General features: G+C 67.0%; 21 protein-coding genes. 16 read left to right on the top strand and 5 right to left on the bottom strand.

What is annotated here, in order from left to right; all coding sequences use genetic code 11:
- The first annotated feature begins 405 nt into the window (after positions 1-405).
- Positions 406-1,239: a ParB N-terminal domain-containing protein gene (locus NC595_RS20240; RefSeq protein ID WP_253569188.1), complete on the top strand. Its 834-nt coding sequence runs from the start codon at positions 406-408 to the stop codon at positions 1,237-1,239.
- A 41-nt stretch (positions 1,240-1,280) separates the two neighbouring features.
- Here the strand turns inward: NC595_RS20240 and NC595_RS20235 are convergent, their stop codons facing one another.
- A complete protein-coding gene (locus tag NC595_RS20235) occupies positions 1,281-2,309 on the bottom strand; it encodes a MerR family transcriptional regulator (RefSeq protein ID WP_253569187.1) in 1,029 nt (342 codons plus the stop codon).
- 155 nt (positions 2,310-2,464) lie between these two features.
- On the opposite strand from NC595_RS20235, the gene prpE reads away from it, so the two are divergent.
- Positions 2,465-4,360, top strand: a complete 1,896-nt coding sequence (gene prpE / locus NC595_RS20230; protein ID WP_253569186.1) for a propionate--CoA ligase — start codon at positions 2,465-2,467, stop codon at positions 4,358-4,360.
- Between the two features lie 88 nt (positions 4,361-4,448).
- Here prpE and ahpF read toward each other — a convergent pair whose 3' ends face one another.
- The 3 genes from ahpF to NC595_RS20215 all read right to left on the bottom strand — a co-directional run bounded on the left by ahpF (position 4,449) and on the right by NC595_RS20215 (position 8,203).
- Positions 4,449-6,041 (bottom strand): alkyl hydroperoxide reductase subunit F, encoded by a 1,593-nt coding sequence (gene ahpF / locus NC595_RS20225; RefSeq protein ID WP_253569185.1) that lies wholly within the window; start codon positions 6,039-6,041, stop codon positions 4,449-4,451.
- A gap of 142 nt (positions 6,042-6,183) precedes the next feature.
- The gene (ahpC, locus tag NC595_RS20220; protein WP_253569184.1) at positions 6,184-6,747 is read right to left on the bottom strand and encodes an alkyl hydroperoxide reductase subunit C; all 564 of its coding nucleotides are present in this window, start codon (positions 6,745-6,747) and stop codon (positions 6,184-6,186) included.
- Between the two features lie 151 nt (positions 6,748-6,898).
- Positions 6,899-8,203: a citrate/2-methylcitrate synthase gene (locus tag NC595_RS20215; RefSeq protein ID WP_253569183.1), complete on the bottom strand. Its 1,305-nt coding sequence runs from the start codon at positions 8,201-8,203 to the stop codon at positions 6,899-6,901.
- Between the two features lie 75 nt (positions 8,204-8,278).
- Here NC595_RS20215 and prpB point away from each other — a divergent pair, with 75 nt between their 5' ends.
- The 8 genes from prpB to NC595_RS20175 all read left to right on the top strand — a co-directional run bounded on the left by prpB (position 8,279) and on the right by NC595_RS20175 (position 15,629).
- Positions 8,279-9,166 (top strand): methylisocitrate lyase, encoded by an 888-nt coding sequence (gene prpB, locus NC595_RS20210; protein ID WP_253569182.1) that lies wholly within the window; start codon positions 8,279-8,281, stop codon positions 9,164-9,166.
- Positions 9,167-9,318: 152 nt separating this feature from the next.
- Positions 9,319-10,464, top strand: a complete 1,146-nt coding sequence (gene prpC / locus NC595_RS20205) for a bifunctional 2-methylcitrate synthase/citrate synthase (protein ID WP_253569181.1) — start codon at positions 9,319-9,321, stop codon at positions 10,462-10,464.
- A 452-nt stretch (positions 10,465-10,916) separates the two neighbouring features.
- On the top strand, positions 10,917-11,759 hold the full coding sequence (locus tag NC595_RS20200) for a hypothetical protein (RefSeq protein WP_253569180.1): 843 nt from the start codon (positions 10,917-10,919) through the stop codon (positions 11,757-11,759).
- Between the two features lie 256 nt (positions 11,760-12,015).
- Complete coding sequence (locus NC595_RS20195; RefSeq protein WP_253569179.1) at positions 12,016-12,300, top strand: hypothetical protein; 285 nt, start codon at positions 12,016-12,018, stop codon at positions 12,298-12,300.
- A complete protein-coding gene (locus NC595_RS20190; protein WP_253569178.1) occupies positions 12,297-12,986 on the top strand; it encodes a C39 family peptidase in 690 nt (229 codons plus the stop codon). The genes NC595_RS20195 and NC595_RS20190 overlap by 4 nt, the downstream gene beginning before the upstream one ends.
- Positions 12,987-12,997: 11 nt before the next feature.
- Entirely contained in the window at positions 12,998-13,540 is a 543-nt protein-coding gene (locus tag NC595_RS20185) for a hypothetical protein (protein ID WP_253569177.1), read from the top strand.
- Positions 13,541-13,604: 64 nt separating this feature from the next.
- The gene (locus NC595_RS20180) at positions 13,605-14,969 is read left to right on the top strand and encodes an acetate kinase (protein ID WP_253569176.1); all 1,365 of its coding nucleotides are present in this window, start codon (positions 13,605-13,607) and stop codon (positions 14,967-14,969) included.
- Between the two features lie 135 nt (positions 14,970-15,104).
- On the top strand, positions 15,105-15,629 hold the full coding sequence (locus NC595_RS20175; RefSeq protein WP_253569175.1) for a potassium channel family protein: 525 nt from the start codon (positions 15,105-15,107) through the stop codon (positions 15,627-15,629).
- A gap of 1 nt (position 15,630) precedes the next feature.
- On the opposite strand, the gene NC595_RS20170 is transcribed toward NC595_RS20175, so the two are convergent.
- Positions 15,631-16,311, bottom strand: a complete 681-nt coding sequence (locus NC595_RS20170; RefSeq protein ID WP_253569174.1) for a TerC family protein — start codon at positions 16,309-16,311, stop codon at positions 15,631-15,633.
- Positions 16,312-16,710: 399 nt separating this feature from the next.
- Between NC595_RS20170 and acnD the strand changes: the two genes are divergently transcribed.
- From acnD to NC595_RS20140, 6 genes are all read left to right on the top strand, one after another.
- On the top strand, positions 16,711-19,305 hold the full coding sequence (gene acnD / locus NC595_RS20165) for a Fe/S-dependent 2-methylisocitrate dehydratase AcnD (protein WP_253569173.1): 2,595 nt from the start codon (positions 16,711-16,713) through the stop codon (positions 19,303-19,305).
- A gap of 26 nt (positions 19,306-19,331) precedes the next feature.
- Positions 19,332-19,886, top strand: coding sequence for a 2'-5' RNA ligase family protein (locus NC595_RS20160; RefSeq protein WP_253569172.1), 555 nt, complete (start codon positions 19,332-19,334; stop codon positions 19,884-19,886).
- A 28-nt stretch (positions 19,887-19,914) separates the two neighbouring features.
- On the top strand, positions 19,915-21,099 hold the full coding sequence (prpF, locus tag NC595_RS20155) for a 2-methylaconitate cis-trans isomerase PrpF (RefSeq protein ID WP_253569171.1): 1,185 nt from the start codon (positions 19,915-19,917) through the stop codon (positions 21,097-21,099).
- A gap of 124 nt (positions 21,100-21,223) precedes the next feature.
- Positions 21,224-22,675 carry a bifunctional 2-methylcitrate dehydratase/aconitate hydratase gene (locus tag NC595_RS20150; RefSeq protein ID WP_253569170.1) on the top strand — a complete coding sequence of 484 codons (1,452 nt, stop codon included), beginning with the start codon at positions 21,224-21,226 and terminating at the stop codon, positions 22,673-22,675.
- Between the two features lie 147 nt (positions 22,676-22,822).
- Positions 22,823-23,956, top strand: coding sequence for an OmpA family protein (locus tag NC595_RS20145; protein WP_253569169.1), 1,134 nt, complete (start codon positions 22,823-22,825; stop codon positions 23,954-23,956).
- A 294-nt stretch (positions 23,957-24,250) separates the two neighbouring features.
- A complete protein-coding gene (locus tag NC595_RS20140; RefSeq protein ID WP_253569168.1) occupies positions 24,251-25,384 on the top strand; it encodes an OmpA family protein in 1,134 nt (377 codons plus the stop codon).
- Positions 25,385-25,394: the final 10 nt, after the last annotated feature.

Here is a 25,394-nt window from a genome sequence, read left to right as displayed (position 1 = left end):
GGCCACGCGCCACTCTCGATTACCACTGCCCTGCAGAAATGTTCATCCGTGCCATGGGCAGAGATGATCTGGCCGATGCCATCGATGGTGCACTTCTAGATTGACACCGCCAACCAAAGAGAACGGCACCCTGCGTCCGTCGTCCTTCCGCGCCTGCGGCGCTCCAGGCACGCGGGTCGGGCCGGGCTTTTCGACAGGGCTCCTGCCCTGACGAAAAGGAACGGGCGTCCTGCCCGTTCCCCTGCGGGCCTTTTCGTCCCGACCCGCTCGACTCCCGAAGGGAGTTTCGGACGGCTCGCTTCGCAGCGCCTCTGTTCGAGACACGCAGCGCGCCGAAATACAAGGCAGCGCAACGCGCCCCCAGTCCCTAAAATGCGGCCGTTTTGCATGGTGGGTGCGCGCTGTATGGACATCGTTGTCAACGAAGATCTCAAGGCCTACATCGAGCCGATGACGCCGGAGGAATACGAGGCGCTGGAGCGCAGCCTCCTCGCCGAAGGTTGCCGCGATGCGCTGGTGCTGTGGGGCGAGATCCTGGTCGACGGGCATCACCGCTACGCGATCTGCCAGAAGCATGGCTTGCCGTTCCAGGCCGTGCAGCATCCGCATTTCCAGTCGATGGACGACGTGCATCTGTGGATGATCGACCAGCACCTGGGGCGGCGCAGCCTGTCGGTGTTCCAGCGTGGCGAGTTGGCGCTGCGCAAGCGCGACATCCTTGCCGCGCGTCGCTCACAGGCGCGGGTGACATTGCCTCCGCTTCCGCCGGTTCCGGAAGACGCGGAAACCGTCACGGAAGATGCGGCGCCGGTGATCGAACCGGCAGTCAGCACGCCGGAAGCGCCGGTGGAGGCACCGCCCAGTCGCGAGGCGTTGGCGAAGGCTGCGCGCCTGAGCAACACGCAGGTGGGGCTGATCGAGAAGATCCGCAAGCAAGCCGCGCCCGAGGTGGTGGAGGCGGTGAAGGCCGGCACGATCTCGATCAACGCCGCAGCGGCCGTGGCCAGCCTGCCGGAGGACGAGCAGCGCGCGGCGGCCAGCGGCGGCGACAGGGAACTGAAGGAGGCCGCCAAGCGCGTGCGCGAATCGCGGCGCAAGCCGAAGGAGATTCCCGCGGCCGACCCGGATGCGGCCGCGGGCGCGGAGGATGAACTGCAGCAGCTGCGTCGGCGTGTGGCGGAGCTGACAGCGGAGGTGGCCTCGCTGCGCCAGCAGTTGTCCGAGCTGCAGGGCGGATAAGAGCACGGCGCGACAACCGGGGCTGCACGCCGTGCTGGCCGTCAGTGTGGGCGGGCCATCGCGCTCGTCGCGGCTTCGCGGACGTAGGTGAGCAAGGCATCGTCGACTGCACTGCCGCTGCGCAGGTCCTGCTCGCGCGCATAGGCTTCGCGGATCTTCGCGTGGGTGGCCGGATCGTCGCCGGCGTATTCGCGGAACATCGCCATCCAGCGCTGCGCCAAGGCCTGCACGTCCGGATCGTGGGTGGGCACCCCGTCGGCGAGTGCGTTGCGCAACTCGGCGATGAGCTCGGGCCAGGTGTACATCTGCTTGCCGTAGTGCTGGCGCATCCGCTGCATTTCGTGCTCGTCGAGGTAGCGCGCGAAGATTGCCAGCCGCGCGCTCACCATGGATTCCTCCACGAACCGTTCCAGCGCCGGCGTGATGCCGCTGCGTTCGCGCATGCCCGGTTCGTCTTCGGTCATCGTGCGCAGGCGCAACAGGAAGGCCGGGTTGTTGCCGGTGCCGCGGCCGACCATTTCCATCCACTGCAGGGCGAGTTGCTGCGCGTCGGCGTCATCCGGCGTGGCGCCGCGATCCATCGCCGACTGCATGGCAGTCACCAGCGCGCTCCAGGCCGGCAACACGTCCGGGTCGGTGTGCAGCGGCAGGGCTTTCAGTTCCTCGGGGGTGAAATACTTTTCGTACATCGTCATCAGCTCCAGCGTGTCCAGCCAGTCGGCCAGGTCGGGGGACTGTCCGGACGTCAGCTGTGCACGCAGGTGCACCAGCCGCTCGCGCAGGCGGGCGGCATCGGCCAGGTCGCGGTCGAGCTGGGCGATCTGGCGGTCCACCACCTCGGCCAGCGGCGGCTGCGTTCCGGACAGGGCTTGCCCGATGTCGGCCAGCGCCAGGCCCAGCTGGCGCAGCGCCTGGATGCGGTGCAGGCGTTCGATGTCCGCCTGCCCGTAAAGCCGGTAGCCGGCATCGGACCGCGAGGACGGGCGCAGCAGGCCGATCGCGTCGTAGTGGTGCAAGGTGCGCACGGTCAGCCCGCTACGCTTCGCCAGTTCGCCCACCGTCAGCCGCATCGTCCATATCTCCATCCGTCCTGCGTGGCGACCACGCTAAGGGCTCACGTTACGTGAGGGTCAAGCGGTTTGGCCATCGCGATTTCGACCTTTGTCGCGGTGCCGCCTCCCGGAGGCTGGACTAGGCTTTAGCGAGTCGAGGAGGAGAGGGTTTCATGGGCTACGACGAGTTCTACCGGCTGTCGGTCGAGGAGCCGGAACGGTTCTGGGGCGAGCAGGCCAGGCTGATCCACTGGGAGACGCCGCCACAGCAGATCCTCGATGCCACGAAGCTGCCGTTCCGCCAGTGGTTCGTCGGCGGCACCACCAACCTCTGCTACAACGCGGTGGATCGCCACCTGGCCGAGCGCGGCGAGCAGCTGGCGCTGGTGGCGATCTCCACCGAGACCGGCGTTACCGAGGAGATCAGCTATCGCGTGCTGTACCGCGAGGTGAACCGCTTTGCCGGCATCCTCAAGGGGCTGGGCGTCGGTCGCGGCGATCGCGTGGTGATCTACATGCCGAACATGGCCGAGGCGGTGTACGCGATGCTGGCGTGCGCGCGCATCGGTGCGATCCACTCGGTGGTGTTCGGCGGCTTTGCCGCGCACAACCTGGCGCTGCGCATCGACGACGCCGAACCGAAGCTGCTGATCTGCGCCGATGCCGGCATGCGCGGCGGCAAGGTGATCCCGTACAAGCCGCTGGTGGATGCGGCGCTGGCCGAGGCGAAGGCGCCGCCACCGCACGTGCTGATCGTCAGCCGCGGGCTGGACAAGGACATGCAGCGGGTCGCCGGTCGCGACGTCGACTACGCCCGCCTGCGCGCCGAACACATGAACGACGAGGTGCCGGTGGCATGGCTCGAATCGAACGAGCCCAGCTACCTGCTCTACACCTCCGGCACCACCGGCAAGCCCAAGGGCATCCAGCGCGACGTGGGCGGCTACGCGGTGGCGATGGCGATGTCTACGCGCCTGGTGTTCGACATCGGGCCGGGGCAGGTGATGTTCTCCACCTCCGACGTCGGTTGGGCGGTGGGCCACTCGTACAACGTATATGGCCCGCTGATCGTCGGCGCGACGTCGCTGCTGTACGAAGGGCTTCCGACCAACCCTGACCCCGGCATCTGGTGGCGGCTGTGCGAGAAGTACCGCGTGCGCACCATGTTCTCCTCGCCCACTGGCATCCGCCTGCTGAAGAAGCAGGATGTGTCGTGGCTGAAGAAGGCGGATCTTTCCTCGCTCAAGTGGCTGTTCCTCGCCGGCGAGCCGCTTGACGAGCCGACCGCGCACTGGATCACCGATGGCCTCGGGGTGCCGGTGATCGACAACTACTGGCAGACCGAAACCGGCTGGCCGGTGCTCACCCTGATGCCGGGCCTGGAACTGAAGCCGGTGAAGTGGGGCTCGCCCGGACTGCCGGCGCCGGGCTACAGGATGAAGGTCATCAACGAGGCCACCGGCGAGGAGGCCGCCGCGGGCGAGAAGGGCGTGCTGGTGATGGTGCCGCCGCTGCCGCCGGGCTGCCTGACCACGGTCTGGCGCGACGACGACCGCTACGTCAACAGCTACTTCAGCCATTTCAGGGAGCTGCTGTACAGCTCGCTGGACTGGGCGATCCGCGACGCGGACGGCTACACCAACATCCTTGGCCGCACCGACGACGTGATCAATGTGGCCGGGCACCGGCTGGGCACGCGCGAGATCGAAGAGTCCGTCGCCACCTACAGCGCAGTGGCCGAGGCCGCGGTGATCGGCATGAAGGACGAGCTGAAAGGGCAGGTGCCGGTGGTGTTCGCCACGCTCAAGCAGGGTGCCGCCGCCTCGTCAGAGGAGGCGGCACGCGGCATGCAGCAGGCGGTGACCGAGCAGCTCGGCCCGATCGCCCGGCCCGCGCGCATCTACGTAGTAAATGCCCTGCCGAAGACGCGCTCGGGCAAGCTGCTGCGCCGCTCGTTGCAGGCGCTGGTGCAGCACACCGATCCGGGCGACCTGTCCACGCTGGACGATCCGGCTTCGCTCGACGAGGTGCGCAAGGCGCTGGAGCGGGGGCCGGACCTGGGCAGCTGAAGCTCCGTTCCCGCTGTAAGGGGCTGCCGCAAAGAAAAACGGGACGGCTTGCCGTCCCGTTTCCCTTCTTGCGCCCTGCGGGGATTCTTCAGGCCGCTTCGGTCACCTTCTCGCGCTCCGCCACCGGCAGGCGCATCAGGTGGTCGAAGGCGCTGAGCGCGGCGGTGGAACCGGCGCCCATCGCGATGACGATCTGCTTGTACGGCACCGTGGTGGCGTCGCCGGCGGCGTACACGCCGGGCAGCGAAGTCTCACCGCGATCATTGATGACGATCTCTCCGCGCGCCGACAGTTCCAGCGTGCCCTTCAGCCACTCCGTGTTCGGCAGCAGGCCGATCTGCACGAAGATGCCTTCCAGCTCCACCGTGTGGGTGTTGCCGCTCACGCGGTCCTTGTAGGTCAGGCCGTTGACCTTCTGGCCGTCGCCGAGCACCTCGGTCGTCTGCGCGTTGAGCAGGATCGCCACGTTCGGCAGGCTGCGCAGCTTGCGCTGCAGGACCTCGTCGGCACGCAGCTGGCTGTCGAACTCGATCAGCGTGACGTGGCTGACGATGCCGGCCAGGTCGATCGCCGCCTCCACGCCGGAGTTGCCGCCGCCGATCACCGCCACGCGCTTGCCCTTGAACAGCGGACCGTCGCAGTGCGGGCAGTAGGCCACGCCCTTGTTGCGGTAGGCGTCTTCGCCGGGCACGTTCATCTGCCGCCAGCGTGCGCCGGTGGAGAGGATCACGGTCTTGGACTTCAGCGCCGCGCCGTTGGCCAGTTCCACCTGGACCAGGCCGCCGGTGGCGTCGCTGGCCGGAATGAGCTTGGTGGCGCGCTGCAGGTTCATCACGTCGACTTCGTGCTCGCGCACGTTCTGCTCCAGCGCGGCGGCGAGCTTGGGGCCCTCGGTGTGCGGCACCGAGATCAGGTTCTCGATGCCCATGGTGTCCAGTACCTGGCCGCCGAAGCGCTCCGCGGCCACACCGGTGCGGATGCCCTTGCGCGCGCTGTAGATCGCCGCGGCCGCGCCGGCCGGGCCGCCGCCGACGATCAGCACGTCGAAGGCGTCCTTGGTCTTGAGCTTTTCGGCGTCACGCTTGGCGGCGCCGGTGTCGAGCTTGGCAACGATCTGCTCCAGGCTCATGCGGCCCTGGTCGAACACCTCGCCGTTCAAGTAGACGGTGGGCACCGACATCACCTGGCGCGCGTCCACCTCGTCCTGGAACAGCGCACCGTCGATGGCGACGTGCTTGATCTTCGGGTTCAGCACGCTCATCAGGTTGAGCGCCTGCACCACGTCCGGGCAGTTCTGGCAGGACTGCGAGAAATAGGTCTCGAAGACGAACTCGCCATCGAGGTTGCGTACCTGCTCGATCACGTCCTGCGTGGTCTTGGACGGATGACCGCCGACCTGCAGCAGGGCGAGCACGAGCGAGGTGAATTCATGGCCCATCGGGATGCCGGCGAAGCGCACGCCAACGTCCGTGCCCACGCGGTTGATCGCGAAGGAGGGCTTGCGCGCGTCGTCATCGCGACGCACCAGGGTGATCTGGTCCGAGAGCGCGGTGATTTCTTCCAGCAGCTCGTGCAGCTCGGCGGACTTGGCGCCGCCGTCGAGCGACTCGACGATCTCGATCGGCTGCGTGACCTTCTCGAGGTAGGCCTTCAACTGGGCGGAGAGATTGGCGTCCAACATGGCGATATCCCTGGTGATGGGGTGAGTCTGGCGAGCGCCCGGGGAAACCCCGGGCGTCGCGAGCGTTCGATGGGAGAACGAAGGGGCCGGGAGAGTCGCGGACCGGGCGCGCGCATCGGGGCGATGCGCGCGCCGGGCGGCATCAAATCTTGCCGACCAGGTCCAGCGACGGGGCGAGGGTCTTCTCGCCTTCCTTCCACTTGGCCGGGCACACCTCGTTCGGGTGGGCGGCGACGTACTGGGCGGCCTTGAGCTTGCGCAGGGTCTCGGTGACGTCGCGGGCGATCGCGTTGTCGTGGATTTCCAGCGTCTTGATCACGCCTTCCGGATTGATGATGAAGGTGCCGCGCAGGGCCAGGCCTTCCTCTTCGATGTGCACGTCGAACGCGCGGGTCAGCTGGTGGGTCGGATCGCCGACCAGGGCGAACTTGGCCTTGCCCACCGCCGGCGAGGTCTCGTGCCACACCTTGTGCGAGAAGTGGGTGTCGGTGGTGACGATGTACACCTCGGCGCCGGCCTTCTTGAACTCCTCATAGTGATCGGCAGCGTCCTCGACCTCGGTCGGGCAGTTGAAGGTGAAGGCGGCCGGCATGAAGATCACGACAGACCACTTGCCCTTCATGGAGGCGTCGGTCACTTCGATGAACTTGCCATCCTTGAACGCATTCGCCTTGAACGGCTTGATTTCGGTGTTGATCAGGGACATTGCAGCTTCCTGTGGTTGGTGGATGGTGGGTTGGCGCGGCGGGCATCGCCGAAGCCAATGCTTGTAGCTTACGGGCTTGCTGTGCGATGCAGCAAATCGATTGATTGGATAGTGTCGATTTGCTTTATCTATTGATATTCGCTCCCGCACTTCACTCTGTCCGGGGCGGCATGAGGCCGGCGTAAGTGGCGCGGGGCCGGATGAGTCCGCCCTCCGCCCGCTGCTCCAGGGCGTGGGCCAGCCAGCCGGCCATGCGGCTGGCGGCGAACACGGCCAGGCCGCGTCCGGCCTCCCAGCCATAGGTGATGGCGATTGCTGCCAATGCGAAGTCCAGACTGGGATGCTGCCCGGAGGCGGCCTCCACCGCGCCGGTCAGCCGCTGGATGCTTGCGACCGAACTCCGCCGCGGATGCTGCCGTGCCAGCGTATCGAGCAGCAAAGATGCGCGGGGATCCCCCTCGGGATAGAGCGGATGCCCGAACCCGGCCAGCGGTTCGCCACGGCGGAGCAGGTCGCGCACCAGCACTTCGGCATCGCGTTCCCGTGACGCCTGGCGGAGCAGGGCATGGGCGCGAGCCGTGGCGCCGCCGTGCTTCGGTCCCGACAGAGCCGCCAGACCGGCCCCCACCGCTGCATGCAGGCTGGCTCCGGTGGATGCAGCGACGCGCGTGGCAAAGGCCGAGGCGTTCAGTTCGTGGTCGGCACACAGCACTAGCGCGACACGCAGCAGCTCGGGCATTTCCCTGGCGTTCGGTTGCCAGCAGGCGGCCACACGGGCGTGGATCGGCTGCGCATCCGGCTCCGCCCGGCAGAGCAGGGCGGCCGTTTCCCGCAGAAGCTGTGCGGCGGCAAGGCGCTGCTGTTCGGGATCGCTGCTGTGCGGATAGTCGGCGCTGAGCCCGAGCAGGGGAAGTGCGGCGGCGGTCCGTTCCAGCGGCGGAAGGTCCGCATGACGCATCAGCCCGGCGACTTCCGCCGGCCAGCTGCGCCGGGGCGGCGCAGCGAAGGGGTCCTGCGCCAGTGCGTCCCACAGCAGCCGGGCCACCTGTTCCAGCGAGGCGCCGTCCCGGGCCAGTGCCAACGCAGACTGCCCCCGGTAATAGTGGCCGTGCGGGCGGATCAGCGAGATCCGTGTCTCCATCACCGGCAGTCCCCAGGTGAGGCTGTGCGCCGCTCCCTGCGCCGCACCGCGCCCGGCCTGGCGCCGCTCGATCAGTTGCGCGACGTCTTCGGCGAGATAGATCCGGCTGCGGCCATCGGGGCCGGGGCGAGAGTCGATCTTGCCGCGGCTGACGTACGCGTAGAGCGTCGCCAGGCTGACGCCGAGGCGTTCGGCTGCGTCCTGTGCGGAGAGATAGTCGCTGGCCATGTCGATATGTTGATCATTTTGATCAAGATTGATCAACCTATTTCGTCGGCCTACAGTGCGCGGCAGCGAAAACCGGTGGCTGGCCACGACGGGTGTGCACTGTCGCGTCGCAGCACCGCGCCCGACCCCGTCGCCTACACTATGCGATTCAGGAGATTCCCCATGACAGCCCAAGCCTCCGCCGGTGCGCGTTTCCGCGCCGCCCTTTCCGAAGAGACACCGCTGCAGGTGATGGGCGCCATCACCGCCTATGCGGGCCTGATGGCGAAGCGGGTCGGCTACAAGGCGCTGTACCTGTCCGGCGGCGGCGTGGCCGCCAACTCGCTGGGCATGCCGGACCTGGGGATCAGCACGATGGAAGACGTGCTCACCGACGCGCGCCGCATCGTGGACGCCACCGGCATGCCGCTGCTGGTCGACATCGATACCGGCTGGGGTGGCGCGTTCAACATCGGGCGCACGATCAGGTCGTTCATCAACGTCGGCGTCGCCGCCGTGCACATCGAGGACCAGGTCGGGCAGAAGCGCTGCGGTCATCGTCCGGGCAAGGAAGTGGTGCCGACCGAGGAGATGGTCGACCGCGTGAAGGCCGCGGTGGATGCCCGCACCGACGCGGGTTTCGTGATCATGGCGCGCACCGACGCCGCCGCCGCCGAGGGCATCGACGCGGCGATCGATCGCGCCTGCGCCTACGTCGAGGCCGGCGCGGACATGATCTTTCCCGAGGCGATGAAGACGCTGGACGACTACCGCAAGTTCAAGGCGGCGGTGAACGTGCCGATCCTGGCCAACCTCACCGAGTTCGGCTCCACCCCGTTCTTCACCACCGACGAGTTGCGCTCGGCCAACGTGGACATCGCGCTGTACTGCTGCGGCGCCTATCGCGCCATGAACAAGGCCGCGCTGAAGTTCTACGAGACGGTGCGCCGCGAAGGCACCCAGAAGAACCTCATCGACACGCTGCAGACGCGCGCCGAGCTGTACGACTTCCTCGGCTACCACGCCTACGAGGACAAGCTCGACGCGCTGTTCGCCAAGACCAAGGGCTGACCCACGACAACAGTAGGGCCCGCTCGCGGGCGATGCTCTTCTCGCTTTGATGTCGATCAGGAGCATAAGCATCGCCCGCCAGCGGGCTCCTACAGACAGGCAATGACATGCCGGGCCGCATGGCTCGCGCCATTCGCACCAGGAGATCCACCATGACCGAGCAAACCCTGCCCAAGCCGAAGAAATCCGTCGCGCTGTCCGGCGTCGCCGCCGGCAACACCGCGCTGTGCACGGTCGGCCGCAGCGGCAACGACCTGCATTACCGCGGCTACGACATCCATGACCTGGCGGCCAAGGGCTGCTTCGAGGAAGTGGCGCACCTGCTGGTCTACGGCGTGCTGCCGAACTGGACGGAGCTGCAGAACTACAAGGCCCGGCTGAAGCGCCTGCGGGGCCTGCCGGCGCCGGTGAAGGCGGCGATGGAGCTGCTGCCGGCCGCCACCCATCCGATGGACGTGCTGCGCACCGGCTGCTCGGTGCTGGGCACCGTGCTGCCGGAAAAGGAAGACCACAACCTCACCGGCGCGCGCGACATCGCCGATCGCCTGATGGCCAGCTTCGGTTCGATGCTGCTGTACTGGTACCACTTCAGCCACAACGGCAAGCGCATCGAGACCGAGACCGACGACGAGACCATCGCCGCGCACTTCCTGCATCTGCTGCACGGCAGGAAGCCGAGCGAGCTGCACGCGCACTCGCTGGACAAGTCGCTGGTGCTGTATGCCGAGCACGAGTTCAACGCCTCGACCTTCACCGCCCGCGTGATCGCCGGCACCGGTTCGGACATGTACTCCTCGATCACCGGCGCGATCGGTGCACTGCGCGGCCCGAAGCACGGTGGCGCCAACGAGGTGGCGATGGAGATCATCGCGCGCTATCGCAATGCCGCCGATGCCGAGGCCGACATTCGTGCCCGCGTCGAGCGCAAGGAGATCATCATCGGCTTCGGCCATCCGGTGTACACGGTGTCCGACCCGCGCAACGAGATCATCAAGGAGATCTCGCGCAAGCTGTGCACCGACGGCGGCAACCCGACCCTGTTCGAGGTGTCCGAGCGGATCGAGAAGCTGATGTGGGACCTCAAGAAGATGTTCCCCAACCTCGACTGGTACTCGGCCAGCGCGTACCACATGATGGGCGTGCCGACCGCCATGTTCACGCCGCTGTTCGTGATCGCCCGCACCTCCGGCTGGAGCGCGCACGTGATCGAGCAGCGCCAGGACGGCAAGATCATCCGGCCGAGCGCGAACTACACCGGTCCGGAAGACCAGACCTACGTGCCGATCGACAAGCGCTGACGGATCAGGTCGTCACAGGGGAAGAGGGGCTGCGGCCCCTTTTTTCTTTTTTATTGCGCGTCGGCCCCGATCCGCGCGGATACAACCTGTAACAGCGGTGATACACCCTCTCCCGGAGGGTGCCTGGCCTCCGGGCCCGCCAGTTCGGTGAACTCACGGCATCCGTGGGGCACGAGGCGCGCGCAGCGGTGCTTCATCGATGAAACAGGTGGCCGCCTTTCGCGCATTGGTCGATGCGCACCGCAGGTTTGGCAGGTTGCTCAAATCATTGATTTTCCATGCGCCAGCAACAGCCGGAGAGGTCGCGCAGCACGTGGCACGCATGTTGCCAAGCAGCTTGGCGACCGTAAGACAAGAAGCAGGGGGATAACGCGATGCTCCGGAGAACGATCATGCGCAAAACTCTTCTCGTGACAGCGGTATGCCTTGGCCTGGGATTCACGCTCCCGGCGATGGCGGACAAGACCCAGACCGGCGGAGCCGGACCCAGTGCCCAGGCCAATTCCTCGGCGAACGCGGACGCGTATGCCACGGGCCAGGGAAGCGCATCGGCAAACAACAGCAGTACCTCCACCTCGTCGATCGCCAGCTCGTTCAACAGCAACAGGGCGATTGCCACCAGCCGGCTCGACGGCGCGGTTACGGATATCCATGTTCGCGATATCGGCAACGTGGCCAAGAACTTCGGTGATGCCAACGGCGGCTCGGGCGGCTACGGCGGCGACGCCTACGGTGGCAACGGCCGCGGCGGCGGCGGCGGGTCGGGCGGCGACGGCGGCAATGCCTCTTCCCGCAGTGGCCACGTCGGCGGCAGCGGGGCGGCCAGCGGCGATGCGGCGGGATATGCCGGCGCCTGGGGCGGCGACAGCAACGGTGACAACTATGCCGATGCGCACGCGCGGTCGCGTGGTGGTGGCACCAACACCAGCACGGCTTCCGGCGGAAGCGGCAGCTGGGCCGGCGGCAGCGCGACGGGTGGCAGCAACAGCAGCGCCAGCGGCTCGGCGACCGCCTCCGGCGGCAGCAGCGGCGCGTCCGATGCCACCGGTGGTGCCGGCGGCATGGGTGGGGCCGGCGCGGCCGGAGCCGGCGGTTCGGCGCTTGCCGGCAATGGCGGCACGGGTGGCAACGGCGGGTCCAATGCCGTCGATGCGGGCATGTTCGACATGTCCAACCACATGGACGGCGCCGCGGCGGCGGCCGCTGGCGTGACCGTGATGGCGCAGAACAGCGGCATCGGGGCCCTGGTCCAGCAAAGCGTGAATGTCCAGGCGAATCTCAACGTCGGGCCATAAGCGCAGGGAAACGTCGCGGGGCGCCTCGGGCGCCCCGCGACTTTGTGCCGGATACCGGGAGCGATTGCCCGGTGGATGGCCATCGCGTGCTGCCGCGTAGCGTGGCGGTGGCGCGGAAGCGACCGGAGACAAGGCCATGCGATCAGTCAGTGCGCGACGTGGGCTGGTTCTGCTTGGAGCGATGTTTGCGCCGTGGAGCCTCGCAGCAGAAAACCCGGCGGCACCCGTCACACTCTCTCAGCCGTCTGCCGCGCCCATGCGCAGCACGGCGGGGATCCCGGCCGGGCGGGTCGATGGTCTGGGGCCACGAGTCGATGCTGCGACGCTGGGCCGTCTCAGCGGCGGTACCGAAGTCAGCCAGGAGATGACACTTACCGGAACGGTGGGCAACAACCAGATCGATCACGCGGTGAGCGGAAGCAACGTGATCAGCTCCGGATCGTTCGATGGAGCGACCGGCCTGCCGATGGTGATCCAGAACACCGGCAACGGCGTGCTGATCCAGAACGCCACGATCATCAGCGTGAAGCTGCAGCCATGAAGCGATGGTCGCCGCTGCTGCTCTGGCTGTTCGGCTGCCTTCCGCTGGCGGCCGCTGCGCGAGCGCCGGTGGAGTTGCAGGGCGTGTCAGGCGGGGTCTACACACTGCACGTGACGAGCCTGAAAGAGGCGCGCTTCCGCAACACGATCCGGCAGAAGTACGACTTCAGCTGTGGATCGGCCGCCGTGGCCACCCTGCTTACCTACCAGTACGACTATCCGATGAGCGAGCAGACCGCGTTCGCCCAGATGTATGCGCATGGCGACCGGGCGAAGATCAATCGCGAGGGCTTCTCCCTGCTCGACATCAAGCGCTTTCTCGCCGCGCACGGGTTCGACGCCGATGGCTTCGAGGTGCCGCTGGAAAAGCTCCGGCAGGAGCATCTGCCGGCGATCGTGTTGATCGACGAGCGCGGCTATCACCACTTCGTGGTGATCAAGGGCCTGCGGGACGGGCGGGTGCTGGTGGGCGACCCTGCCATGGGGACGCGCTCGATACCGCTGCGGCAGTTTGAGGCGGCCTGGAAGACGCACTTGGTCTTCGTGATTCACAACCGGCGCGGGCTGGCCATCTTCAACAGTCCGCAGGATTGGCGCGTGGCTCCGCTGGCACCGCTCGGGCTGGCCATCGACCGCCGCGGGCTCGAGGGCATCGTGATGCCGCGTCGCGGACCGGGCGACATCTGAAGGAGTCTGCGATGAAGCGATCCATGACTTGCCTGTGTTGCCTCTGTGTCCTGGGCGGCATCGCCTTCAGTGGCCTTGCCTCGGCGCAGGATGCTCCTGTTCCTGCCGCGGGAGCGGCCCTGGGTACGTTCCATGCCTGGCGGCCCGTCAGCGACCAGCGTCTCGCGGGTGTGCGCGGCGGTTTCGACGACGGCCGCGGGCTGGTGGTCTCGTTCGGCCTCAACCGACTGGTGTATGTCGGCGGCAACCTGGTTTCCAGCAGCAGCGTAGAGATTCCCGATATCGCGCACATCACCCGGCAGCAGGCCGAGTCGCTGGCGGCTGCGACCGGCGCGGTGAACCTGATCCAGATCGGCCCTGGCAACACGGTCGACCCGACCGTGCTCCAGCAGGCCGCAGGCCTCGGCGCAACAGTGATCCAGAACAGCCTTGACAACCAGAACATCCAGAGCTTGACCCGCCTGGATGTGACGTTGAGCGGCCTGGGGCTGCTCAACGGCGTGGACCTGCAGGGTTCGCTGCAGGCGGCCATGTCCAGCCGCGCGGGCCCGTGAAGAAGCCGGGCGCGAGCGACTGCCTGAAACGACCTGCCTGCCACCGACCGCCGGGGAAATCTCGATGAAGCAGAAAGCATGTCAAGCCGGGCGCATCGCAGCCTGTGCTGGAATGATCCTGCTCGGTGGCACGGTCCGCGCGCAGGACCCGCCGACGCCGTCGGATCCGGATCCGTTGTCCGCCGTGATCCGGAAAAACCTGGCCGACCAGGCCGCGCAACTCGACGCATTGCGCAGCGAACTCGCCAGACAGGACCAGCAGATCGCCCAATTGAAGCGCGCGCTGGCCGCGCAGGAAGCCGACTACCGGGCCTTGCGGCACGCCGTGGGCGCCGACGTGCTCGACCAGCAACGAGCGGGCAACGTGGCTGCGGCCGGGCGCATGGCCGCCGCGTTACCCATGCCGGATGATGCGGCCCCGGTCCTGCAGTCGCAGGAGCGGCCCGTCGGGAAGGCCCCCGAGCGTGACCAGCGGCCACCCGAAGTGGCTCCGATCTTCGATCAGCCAGGCGTACTGACGGCACGCGGCAAGCTCGTGGTCGAGCCGTCGTACCAGTTCGCCTATTCGTCCAACGAGCGTGTCGCGCTGATCGGCTACACGGTGATTCCTGCCGTGCTGATCGGGCTGGTCGATGCGCGGCAGGTCAAGACCACCACCCAGACGGGCGCGCTGGCATTCCGCTACGGCGTCAACAACCGCATGGAGCTGGAACTGCGGGTGCCGTACGTCTACGGGCACACCGACACGATCAGCCGGGAGATCTTCACCGGCAGCGCCACCGACAAGGTGTTCACCTCACATGGCCACGGCATCGGCGATATCGAGGCCACCGCGCGCTACCAGATGAACGACGGTGGCGCCGACCGGCCCTACTACATTGGCTGGCTGCGGGTGAAGTCGCGCACCGGCAAGGATCCCTTCGAAGTCACCACCGACTGCGTGAGCCGCTGCGTGCAGAACACCACGGGCACCGGGCTTCCGCTGGAGCTGCCGCGGGGCTCGGGGTTCTACTCGGTGCAGCCCGGCCTGACCTGGCTGTTCCCGTCCGACCCGGTGGTGTTCTTCGGCAACGTGAGCTACCTGCACAACTTCCCGCGCAGCCATGTCACACGTACCGTCCTGGCGGGCGGCAAGGAGCCGCTCGGCACGGTGAAGGTCGGAGACATCGTCGATGCCAGCGTCGGCATGGGGCTGGCCCTGAACGAGAAGGCGTCCTTCAGCATCGGCTACGACCTGAGTCTGGTAGGGCTCACCCGGCAGAACGGCCAGAAGGTGGCGGGGACGGCGCGCAGCGTACTGGGCACCCTGCTGGTAGGCGGCTCCTACCGCTACGACAGCAAGCGCACCCTGAACTTCACGCTCGGTGTCGGTGTGACCCGCGACACTCCGGACGCCACCGTCACGGTGCGCGTGCCGATGATGTACTGAGTTCCATCCGCGACAGCGAGGGGGCGACCGTGGCCGGCTTCGCCGCCGCGGCCCTCGTCTGTAAGATCGGCGGCGGGCGGCTCTGGCATGGTGTCAGTGACCGCGCGGGAGTACGGTCTCCGCGGGGGAGGAACCATGCAGGCGTGGCTGCTCGGTGGGCTGGTGCAGGCCGTATCCGGTGGCGCACCGGCAGACGGCGATGCCTATGGCGACTGGGGCGTGAATCTCGCCGTGATCGTCGCCACCATCGTGGCGGTCGGCCTCTGCGTAACGCTGCATTACGAGGTGCTCTCCTGGTTGTCGCGCCGGCTGGGGGGCAAGGACCGGACCGGGAGGCATCACCGTCGCCAGGTTCTCTACGGCATCTTCGGCGTGCTCAGCGTGCACGTCTGCGAAATCTGGATCTTCGGCCTGGCGTTCTACCTGCTGCAGTCGATCGGTCCGTCTTTCGGCCACGTCCACGGCATCGCGGCCGGTTCGCTGGTCGACCACGTGTACTTTTCGGCAGTGACGTTCACCACGGTGGGCTTCGGTGACGTGATTCCCTTCGGACCGGTGCGCTTCCTGGCGGGCACCGAGGCGCTCACCGGCTTCGTGCTGATCACCTGGTCGGCCTCTTTCACGTTCCTGGAAATGGGGCGCTTCTGGCGGCGCGACTGAGTCAGTCGCGCAAGCCCTGCATCTGCCTCCGCCGGACCAGCCAGCCGCCGCCGCAGACGGCCAGCACCAGCAGTGCGTCCAGCGCATACGCCGACCACGGGCGCGGGTCGAACCAGCGCGCGAGCAGAGTGTCGTGGGCGATCATGCGTGCCGCGGTCCAGGCGATCGCACCCGCGCCGAAGTAGATGATCACCGGGAAGCGCGCGATCAGCTTCAGGATCAGTGTGCTTCCCCACACCACCAGCGGCACGCTGATCAACAATCCCAGGATCACCAGCCCCATGTGGCCCTTCGACGCACCGGCGATCGCCAGCACATTGTCCAGGCCCATCAACGCGTCGGCCACCACGATGGTCTTGAGCGCCGACCAGAACGTGTCGCCGGGGCTGACGTCGGGGTCTTCCTCTTCGTGCCTGAGCAGCTTCCAGGCGATCGGCAGCAGCAGCAGGCCGCCGGCCAGCATCAGGCCGGGAAGCTTGAGCAGGTAGACCACGACCGCGGTCAGCAGCACGCGCACGCCGACGGCACCGAAGGTGCCCCAGAACACCGCCTTCTTCTGCAGCCTGGGCGGCAGGTTGCGTGCGGCGAGGGCGATCACGATCGCGTTGTCGCCGGCAAGCACGAGATCGAGCAGGACGATCGCCGCCAGGCCGGAGAAGAATTCGGGGGAGAGGAAATCCATGCGGTTCATTCCTGCGCGCGGGACGAATGCAGCAACCACGGGCGCACGCCGCCCCGTGGTTACCGCAAAAGTCTCGTTCGCGACAAAGCCGCTGGGGTGACCGGAGCGGTGCTCCGCTCGTGATGACGACCACCGCACGAACGCCGGGTGAACCGACGTCCGGAACTACTCCCTTTTGGGATCAGTACCTGCGCATTGTCGAGGTCGCGGCGCATGGCGGTCAAGCCGAAGTCCTCGGGGCGACGCCTCGGTCCCGCTACAATGGGCGGACTTCGCGTCGTTCCGCCCGTTCTGCCGGGCCGCCGGTCCGTGACGCCCCGGGAGGGGCCCGGAATAGGTGCGCGGGCGCGGGCACGATCTGCCGTCAGCGAGTGTTTGTCTCCAGGATTTCCGACCCCTATGAACAACGTTTACCGAAAGTCCCTTCCCGGCACCTCGCTGGAGTATTTCGATGCGCGCTCCGCCGTGGAGGCGATCCAGCCGGGAGCCTACGACGCGCTGCCCTATACCTCGCGCGTGCTGGCCGAGAACCTGGTGCGCCGCTGCGAGCCGGCGATCCTCGCCGAGTCGCTGAAGCAGCTGATCGAGCGCAAGCGCGAGCGCGATTTCCCTTGGTTCCCCGCGCGTGTGGTGTGCCACGACATCCTCGGCCAGACGGCGCTGGTGGATTTGGCCGGTCTGCGCGATGCCATCGCCGAGCGGGGCGGCGATCCGGCCAAGGTGAATCCGGTGGTGCCGGTGCAGCTGATTGTCGACCACTCGCTGGCGGTGGAGTGCGGCGGCTTCGACCCGGAGGCGTTCACCAAGAACCGCGCCATCGAGGATCGCCGCAACGAGGATCGCTTCCACTTCATCGAGTGGACCAAGCGGGCGTTCGAGAACGTCGACGTGATCCCGCCGGGCAACGGCATCATGCACCAGATCAACCTGGAGAAGATGTCGCCGGTGATCCAGGTACAGGATGGCGTGGCCTATCCCGATACCTGCGTCGGCACCGACAGCCATACGCCGCACGTGGACGCGCTCGGCGTCATCGCCGTCGGCGTCGGCGGGCTGGAGGCGGAGAGCGTGATGCTCGGCCGCGCGTCGTGGATGCGCCTGCCCGACATCGTCGGCGTGGAGCTCACCGGCAAGCGGCAGCCCGGCATCACCGCCACCGACATCGTGCTGGCGCTCACCGAGTTCCTGCGCAAGGAGAAGGTGGTCGGCGCCTATCTGGAATTCCGCGGCGAAGGCGCGGCCAGCCTCACCCTGGGCGATCGCGCCACCATCTCCAACATGGCGCCGGAATACGGCGCCACGGCGGCGATGTTCTTCATCGACGAGCAGACCCTGGACTACCTGCGCCTCACCGGCCGCAGCGACGAGCAGGTCAAGCTGGTGGAGACCTACGCCAAGGCCGCGGGTCTGTGGGCCGACACGCTGGCCCACGCGCAGTACGAGCGCACGCTCACCTTCGACCTGTCCTCAGTGGTGCGCAACATGGCCGGCCCGTCCAACCCGCACAAGCGGTTGCCGACCTCCGACCTCGCCGCGCGCGGCATCGCCGGCACGTGGGAAGAAACGCCCGGGCAGATGCCGGACGGCGCGGTGATCATCGCGGCCATCACCAGCTGCACCAACACCAGCAATCCGCGCAACGTGATCGCCGCCGCGCTGCTGGCGCGCAACGCCAATGCGCGCGGGCTCACCCGCAAGCCGTGGGTAAAGAGCTCGCTGGCGCCCGGTTCCAAGGCGGTGCAGCTGTATCTGGAAGAAGCGAAGCTGCTGCCGGAGCTGGAGAAGCTCGGCTTCGGCATCGTCGCGTTCGCCTGCACCACCTGCAACGGCATGTCCGGCGCGCTCGATCCGGCGATCCAGCAGGAGATCGTCGAGCGCGACCTGTATTCAACCGCCGTGCTGTCCGGCAACCGCAACTTCGACGGCCGCATCCACCCGTACGCGAAGCAGGCCTTCCTCGCCTCGCCGCCGCTGGTGGTCGCCTACGCCATCGCCGGCACCATCCGCTTCGACATAGAGCGCGATGCGCTGGGCCACGATGCCGACGGCCGGCCGGTGACGCTCAAGGACATCTGGCCGAGCGACGAGGAGATCGACGCCATCGTGGCCTCCAGCGTGAAGCCGGAGCAGTTCCGCAAGGTGTACGACCCGATGTTCGCCCGCACCGGACGCACCGGTACGCGCGCGGCGCCGCTGTACGACTGGCGCGCGCAGAGCACCTACATCCGCCGTCCGCCGTACTGGGAAGGCGCGCTGGCGGGCGCGCGCAGCCTCACCGGCATGCGTCCGCTGGCGGTGCTCGGCGACAACATCACCACCGACCACCTCTCGCCGTCCAACGCGATCCTGCCGACCAGCGCGGCGGGCGAGTACCTGGCGAAGATGGGCCTGCCGGACGAGGACTTCAATTCCTACGCGACCCACCGCGGCGATCATCTCACCGCGCAGCGCGCCACCTTCGCCAACCCCACGCTGGTCAACGAGATGGCCGTGGTCGACGGCGAGGTGAAGAAGGGCTCGCTAGCCCGCGTCGAGCCGGAAGGCAAGGTGATGCGCATGTGGGAAGCGATCGAGACCTACATGCAGCGCAAGCAGCCGCTGATCGTGATCGCCGGTGCCGACTACGGCCAGGGCTCGTCGCGCGACTGGGCGGCCAAGGGCGTGCGCCTGGCCGGCGTGGAGGCGATCGCGGCCGAGGGTTTCGAGCGCATCCACCGCACCAACCTGATCGGCATGGGCGTGCTGCCGCTGGAGTTCAAACCGGGCACCAACCGCAAGACGCTGGCTATCGACGGCACCGAGACCTTCGACGTGGTGGGCCAGCGCACGCCGCGGGCGGACCTCACGCTGGTGATCCAGCGCAGGAACGGCGAGCGTGTCGAGGTGCCGGTGACCTGCCGGCTCGATACCGCTGAGGAGGTGTCTATCTACGAAGCCGGCGGCGTGCTGCAGCGCTTCGCGCAGGATTTTCTCGAGGCGTCGCAGGCGGCATGAGTCGGGGTGCGGAGCCGCGTCTGTTCTTGGCGGCGATGCCGCCGCCGACACTGGTGGATTACATCGGTGCTCTGCTGGATCGGTTCGGGCTGCCCCAACGTCTGGGAAGCGCGCTGTTCGCACCGGCAAACCTGCACCAGTCGTTTTCCGAGCGCATTTTTCTGCCGACCGATGAAGACTGCGCGGCGTTGATGCAGGTGGGTGCGGCCGTTTCCGCGGCCTCTTGCACACTGCACTTCAACCGCATCGTCGGGCCGGCGAGCACGTCGGGTCCGATCCATTGGGCGATGCGTGCGCGTGGTGTGCCGCCGGCGTTTACCGCCTTGCTGCAGGCGATTCAGTCGCGTCTTGTTCAAGCAGGATTCGGCCACATCGCCACCGGCGTGACGCCGCACATGACCCTGAGCTATCACGCCCCCCAGCCGCTAGACAAGATCGTGCTCGATCCACCCATCGCCTGGACCATCGATGAGCTGTGCCTCGTCATCGGTGGCGGCCATCCCTACCGTTACGACATCATCGGCCGTTGGCCGCTGCTGCCTGAAATCGATCCCCCCGCGACGCAGGCTGGCTTGTTCTGACGCGGCGCGAGCACTTCCGGAGATTCCCATGTCGCATGCTCCACAGATCCGTATTCCCGCCACCTACATGCGCGGGGGCACCAGCAAGGGCGTGTTCTTCCGCCTCGACGATCTGCCCCAGGCCGCCCGGGCGCCCGGCGCAGCGCGCGATGCCTTGCTGATGCGGGTGATCGGTAGCCCCGATCCCTACGGCAAGCAGATCGACGGCATGGGCGGCGCCACCTCCAGCACCAGCAAGACGGTGATCGTGAGCAAGAGTTCGCGGCCGGATCACGACGTGGATTACCTGTTCGGCCAAGTCGCGATCGACAAGGCGTTTGTCGACTGGAGCGGCAACTGCGGCAACCTGTCGGCGGCGGTCGGTCCGTTCGCCATCGCCAGTGGGCTGGTCGATCCGGCGCGCGTGCCGCGCGACGGCATCGCCATCGTGCGCATCTGGCAGGCCAATATCGCCAAGACGATCATCGCCCATGTGCCGATGACCGACGGCGCGGTGCAGGAGGCCGGCGATTTCGAACTGGACGGCGTGACCTTCCCCGCCGCCGAGGTGCAGTTGGAATTCATGGATCCAGCGGCGGAGGAAGAGGGCGCGGGCGGGGCCATGTTCCCCACCGGCAATCTCGTCGACGAGCTGGAGGTGCCCGGCGTCGGCACGCTCAAGGCGACGATGATCAATGCGGGCATTCCTACGATCTTCGTCGAGGCTGCGGCGATCGGCTACACCGGCGCCGAGCTGCAGGACGCCATCAACGGTGACGACAAGGCGCTGGCGATGTTCGAGACGATCCGGGCACACGGCGCGCTGCGCATGGGCCTGATCCAGTCGCTGGACCAGATCGCCACGCGCCAGCACACGCCCAAGGTGGCCTTCGTCGCGCCGCCGGCCGACTACGTCGCCTCGAGCGGTAAGCCGGTGAAAGCGGGCGATGTCGACCTGCTGGTGCGCGCGATGTCGATGGGCAAGCTGCATCACGCGATGATGGGCACGGCGGCCGTGGCGATCGGTACCGCTGCCGCGATTCCCGGCACGCTGGTGAACCTTGCCGCTGGCGGTGGCGAACGCCAGTCGGTGCGCTTCGGTCATCCGTCGGGAACGCTGCGGGTGGGCGCTGAGGCTGCGCGGGTGGATGGCGCCTGGACGGTCACCAAGGCCGTCATGAGCCGTAGCGCGCGGGTGCTGATGGAAGGTGCGGTGCGCGTGCCCGGGGGGTAAGTCGGTGCAGGTGCGCTTTGTCGCTGCGGTGACGTCGTACGGGTAACCTGCCCGGATCGGGCCCCGGCGACAGCCAGAGCACCATGTCGCCGGGGCGCTTTCCCGTTGCCAGGAGACGAGCCTCATGAGCGCGCACGATATTCGTTCCGCCAAGCGTCCGGATCCCGACCAACCCATGGTCGACATCGCCGACTATGTCATCGATTACAGGGTCGATTCGACCGAGGCTTACGACACCGCGCGCATCATGCTGCTCGATTCGCTGGCCACTGCCATGCTGGCGATGAAGTTTCCCGAGTGCGTCAAGCACCTCGGCCCCCTGGTGCCGGGTGCCACGCTACCGGGCGGCGCCCGCGTGCCGGGTACTGGGTATGAGCTCGATCCGGCGCAGGCCGCGTTCGCCATCGGCACGCAGATCCGCTGGCTGGATTTCAACGATACCTGGCTGGCTGCCGAGTGGGGCCACCCGTCGGATAACCTCGGCGCGATCCTCGCCGTGGCCGATTACCTGAGCCGCAAGGCCGAGCGTGAGGGCGGCAAGCCGCTGACCGTGCGCGACGTGCTGACCTGGGCGATCAAGGCGCACGAGATCCAGGGCTGCTATGCGCTCAGGAACAGCTTCAACCGCGTCGGCCAGGATCACGTCATCCTGGTTCGCCTGGCGTCCACCGCGGTGACCACCGCGATGCTGGGCGGAGACAAGGAGCGGGTCATCGCTGCCGTGTCGCACAGCTGGATCGACAACGGCGCGCTGCGCACCTATCGCCACGCGCCGAACACCGGGCCGCGCAAGAGCTGGGCCGCCGGCGACGCCTGCCGCCGCGCCGTCATCCATGCGATCAACGCCGTGTACCGAGATGTGGTCGGCTATCCCTCGGCGCTCTCGGCGAAGACGTGGGGCTATTACGACGTCGCTTTCAAGGGCAACCCGTTCGAGTTCGAGCGCCCGTTCGGCAGCTACGTGATGGAGAACGTGCTGTTCAAGATCAGCTTCCCTGCCGAGTTCCATGCGCAGACCGCGGTGGAGTGCGCCATGCAGCTGCATGAGCAGGTGGCGGACAGGGTCGAGCAGATCGAGAAGGTGGTGATCGAGACCCAGGAGGCGGGACGCCGCATCATCGACAAGACCGGCCCGCTGGCCAACTACGCCGACCGCGACCACTGCATCCAGTACATGGTCGCCGTGCCGCTGATCTTCGGTCGCCTCACCGCGGACGACTACAACGAGGAGGTCGCCGCCGATCCGCGCATCGACGCGCTGCGCGAGAAGATGGTGGTTGGCGAGAATCCTGATTTCACCAGGGACTATTTCGATCCCGACAAGCGCTACATCGGAAACTCGGTGCAAGTGTTCTTCAAGGATGGGTCGAGCACGGGCAAGGTGTCGATCGACTATCCGATCGGTCATCGCATGCGTCGCGCCGAGGGTATTCCGCTGCTGTGGAAAAAGTTCGAGGCCGCCATTCGCGGGCATCTGCCGCCAATGAAAGTCGAGGAAATCATGAATGCGGCAACTGACGATTCCCGCCTCGACTCAATGCCGGTTCAGCATTTCCTGGAACTTTTCACGCTGTAAAGACGGCGTGACCCGATAATCGAATTCACCTTAAGGGGTGGCGCCCATGTCCTCCGACGGTCGGAAAGTTCCGCTTTTCGGCCATGGACATTGCGGCGAACATGCCGACGGCATTTCGAGTAGGGATTACCACCAAGGAGACACCTGATGAAACGTAAGGGCTTGTATTTTCTGATTGCTCTGGCCCTGGGCGGCGTGGGTGCCGTTCACGCGCAGGACACGGCGCCGGCGGACAGCGCACCGAGCACGAGCTCGTCGAGCTACGACGATCGCTGGTACATCGCGCCGACCATTGGTGGTTACTACAACGACACCGACCGGAATACGAACAGCCGTCAGCTGTACTACGGTCTGGGCGTGGGTCGTTTCATCTCGCCGGACGCGTCGATCGACCTGTTCGTGGACCGGACCAAGCGCAGGGTGGATGGCGCGGTGGGCGGCGGCAAGTGGTCGAACAACACGTTCGGCGCGGCGGCTCGCTTTTATCGCGGCGACTGGAATGCCTGGCGTCCGTACCTGCTGGCCGGGGTGATGGCGAGCAACCACCACGACCGTGGTGCGCAGGGCTTCTCGCCGGCGGCGGAGCTGGGTCTGGGCGTGTCCAAGACGGTGACGGACAGCTCGGACGTGCGCATCGAAGGCGGCTACCGCTACGACTGGGACAACAAGAGCCAGCCGGCGCAGGACGGCTACGGTGACTGGTTCCTGGGCTTCAGCATCGTGTCGCGCTTTGGCGCGCCGCCGGCCCCGCCGGCCCCGGCCGTGGCCCCGCCGCCGCCGGCTCCGGACTGCTCGACGCTGGACAGCGACCATGACGGCGTGAACGACTGCGACGACAAGTGCCCGGCGACGGCTGCCGGCACGATTGTGGGTCCGGACGGCTGCCCGCAGAAGGTGGTGATCGACCTGCGCGGCGTGAACTTCAAGTTCGATTACCCGAAGAAGGGTCACGTGAAGGCGTCGGAGATCGGCAAGGCGCTGGCCGAGCCGACGGCGGACTCGCTGTCGATCCTGGACCAGGCGGTGGATACGCTGCAGCGCTACCCGCAGGTGAAGGTGATGGTGGCCGGTTACACCGACTCGAAGGGCACGGAGCAGTACAACCAGGCCCTGTCGGAGCGTCGCGCGCAGATCGTGTACGACTACCTGACGGCGCACGGCATCGACGCGAGCCGTCTGGAAGGCCCGGTCGGCCACGGCGAGAACGACCCGGTGGACACCAACGACACCGACGCCGGTCGCGCCCGCAACCGCCGCACGGAGCTGCAGGTCCAGCAGTAAGGATCTGCACCCCGTGTCATGAAGAAGCCCGGCTTTGGCCGGGCTTTTTCTTTTTCCATTCCGTTATAAGACGAGTGCGGGAGGTGCCGCGTTCCTGAACAAGGCTTCACCGGCCTTTGGCGCGACAATGTGATGCAGATAGCACTGTTTAACGGTTTTGATACACTTTCTCGCGCTTGCGGCAGAAACGACAAGCCGGGGCCTCGGCCCTGTCGGCATGAGTACTGTTCTGACGCGCGATCTCCCGTCTGACGTGGAACGGACGCGAAAACCAATAATCGAAGGAGACACCTGATGAAACGTAAGGGCTTGTATTTTCTGATTGCTCTGGCCCTGGGCGGCGTGGGTGCCGTTCACGCGCAGGACACGGCGCCGGCGGACAGCGCACCGAGCACGAGCTCGTCGAGCTACGACGATCGCTGGTACATCGCGCCGACCATTGGTGGTTACTACAACGACACCGACCGGAATACGAACAGCCGTCAGCTGTACTACGGTCTGGGCGTGGGTCGTTTCATCTCGCCGGACGCGTCGATCGACCTGTTCGTGGACCGGACCAAGCGCAGGGTGGATGGCGCGGTGGGCGGCGGCAAGTGGTCGAACAACACGTTCGGCGCGGCGGCTCGCTTTTATCGCGGCGACTGGAATGCCTGGCGTCCGTACCTGCTGGCCGGGGTGATGGCGAGCAACCACCACGACCGTGGTGCGCAGGGCTTCTCGCCGGCGGCGGAGCTGGGTCTGGGCGTGTCCAAGACGGTGACGGACAGCTCGGACGTGCGCATCGAAGGCGGCTACCGCTACGACTGGGACAACAAGAGCCAGCCGGCGCAGGACGGCTACGGTGACTGGTTCCTGGGCTTCAGCATCGTGTCGCGCTTTGGCGCGCCGCCGGCCCCGCCGGCCCCGGCCGTGGCCCCGCCGCCGCCGGCTCCGGACTGCTCGACGCTGGACAGCGACCATGACGGCGTGAACGACTGCGACGACAAGTGCCCGGCGACGGCTGCCGGCACGATTGTGGGTCCGGACGGCTGCCCGCAGAAGGTGGTGATCGACCTGCGCGGCGTGAACTTCAAGTTCGATTACCCGAAGAAGGGTCACGTGAAGGCGTCGGAGATCGGCAAGGCGCTGGCGGAGCCGACGGCGGACTCGCTGTCGATCCTGGACCAGGCGGTGGATACGCTGCAGCGCTACCCGCAGGTGAAGGTGATGGTGGCGGGCTACACCGACTCGAAGGGCACGGAGCAGTACAACCAGGCCCTGTCGGAGCGTCGCGCGCAGATCGTGTACGACTACCTGACGGCGCACGGCATCGACGCGAGCCGTCTGGAGGGCCCGGTCGGCCACGGCGAGAGCGATCCGGTGGACACCAACGACACCGACGCCGGTCGCGCCCGCAACCGCCGCACGGAGCTGCAGGTCCAGCAGTAAGGATCTGCAC

This window comes from Dyella lutea (assembly GCF_024158035.1).
GTDB classification, from domain to species: Bacteria; Pseudomonadota; Gammaproteobacteria; order Xanthomonadales; family Rhodanobacteraceae; genus Dyella_A; species Dyella_A lutea.
Note: the sequence above shows the minus strand (reverse complement) of the source record. Positions and strands in the feature narration are given on the sequence as shown.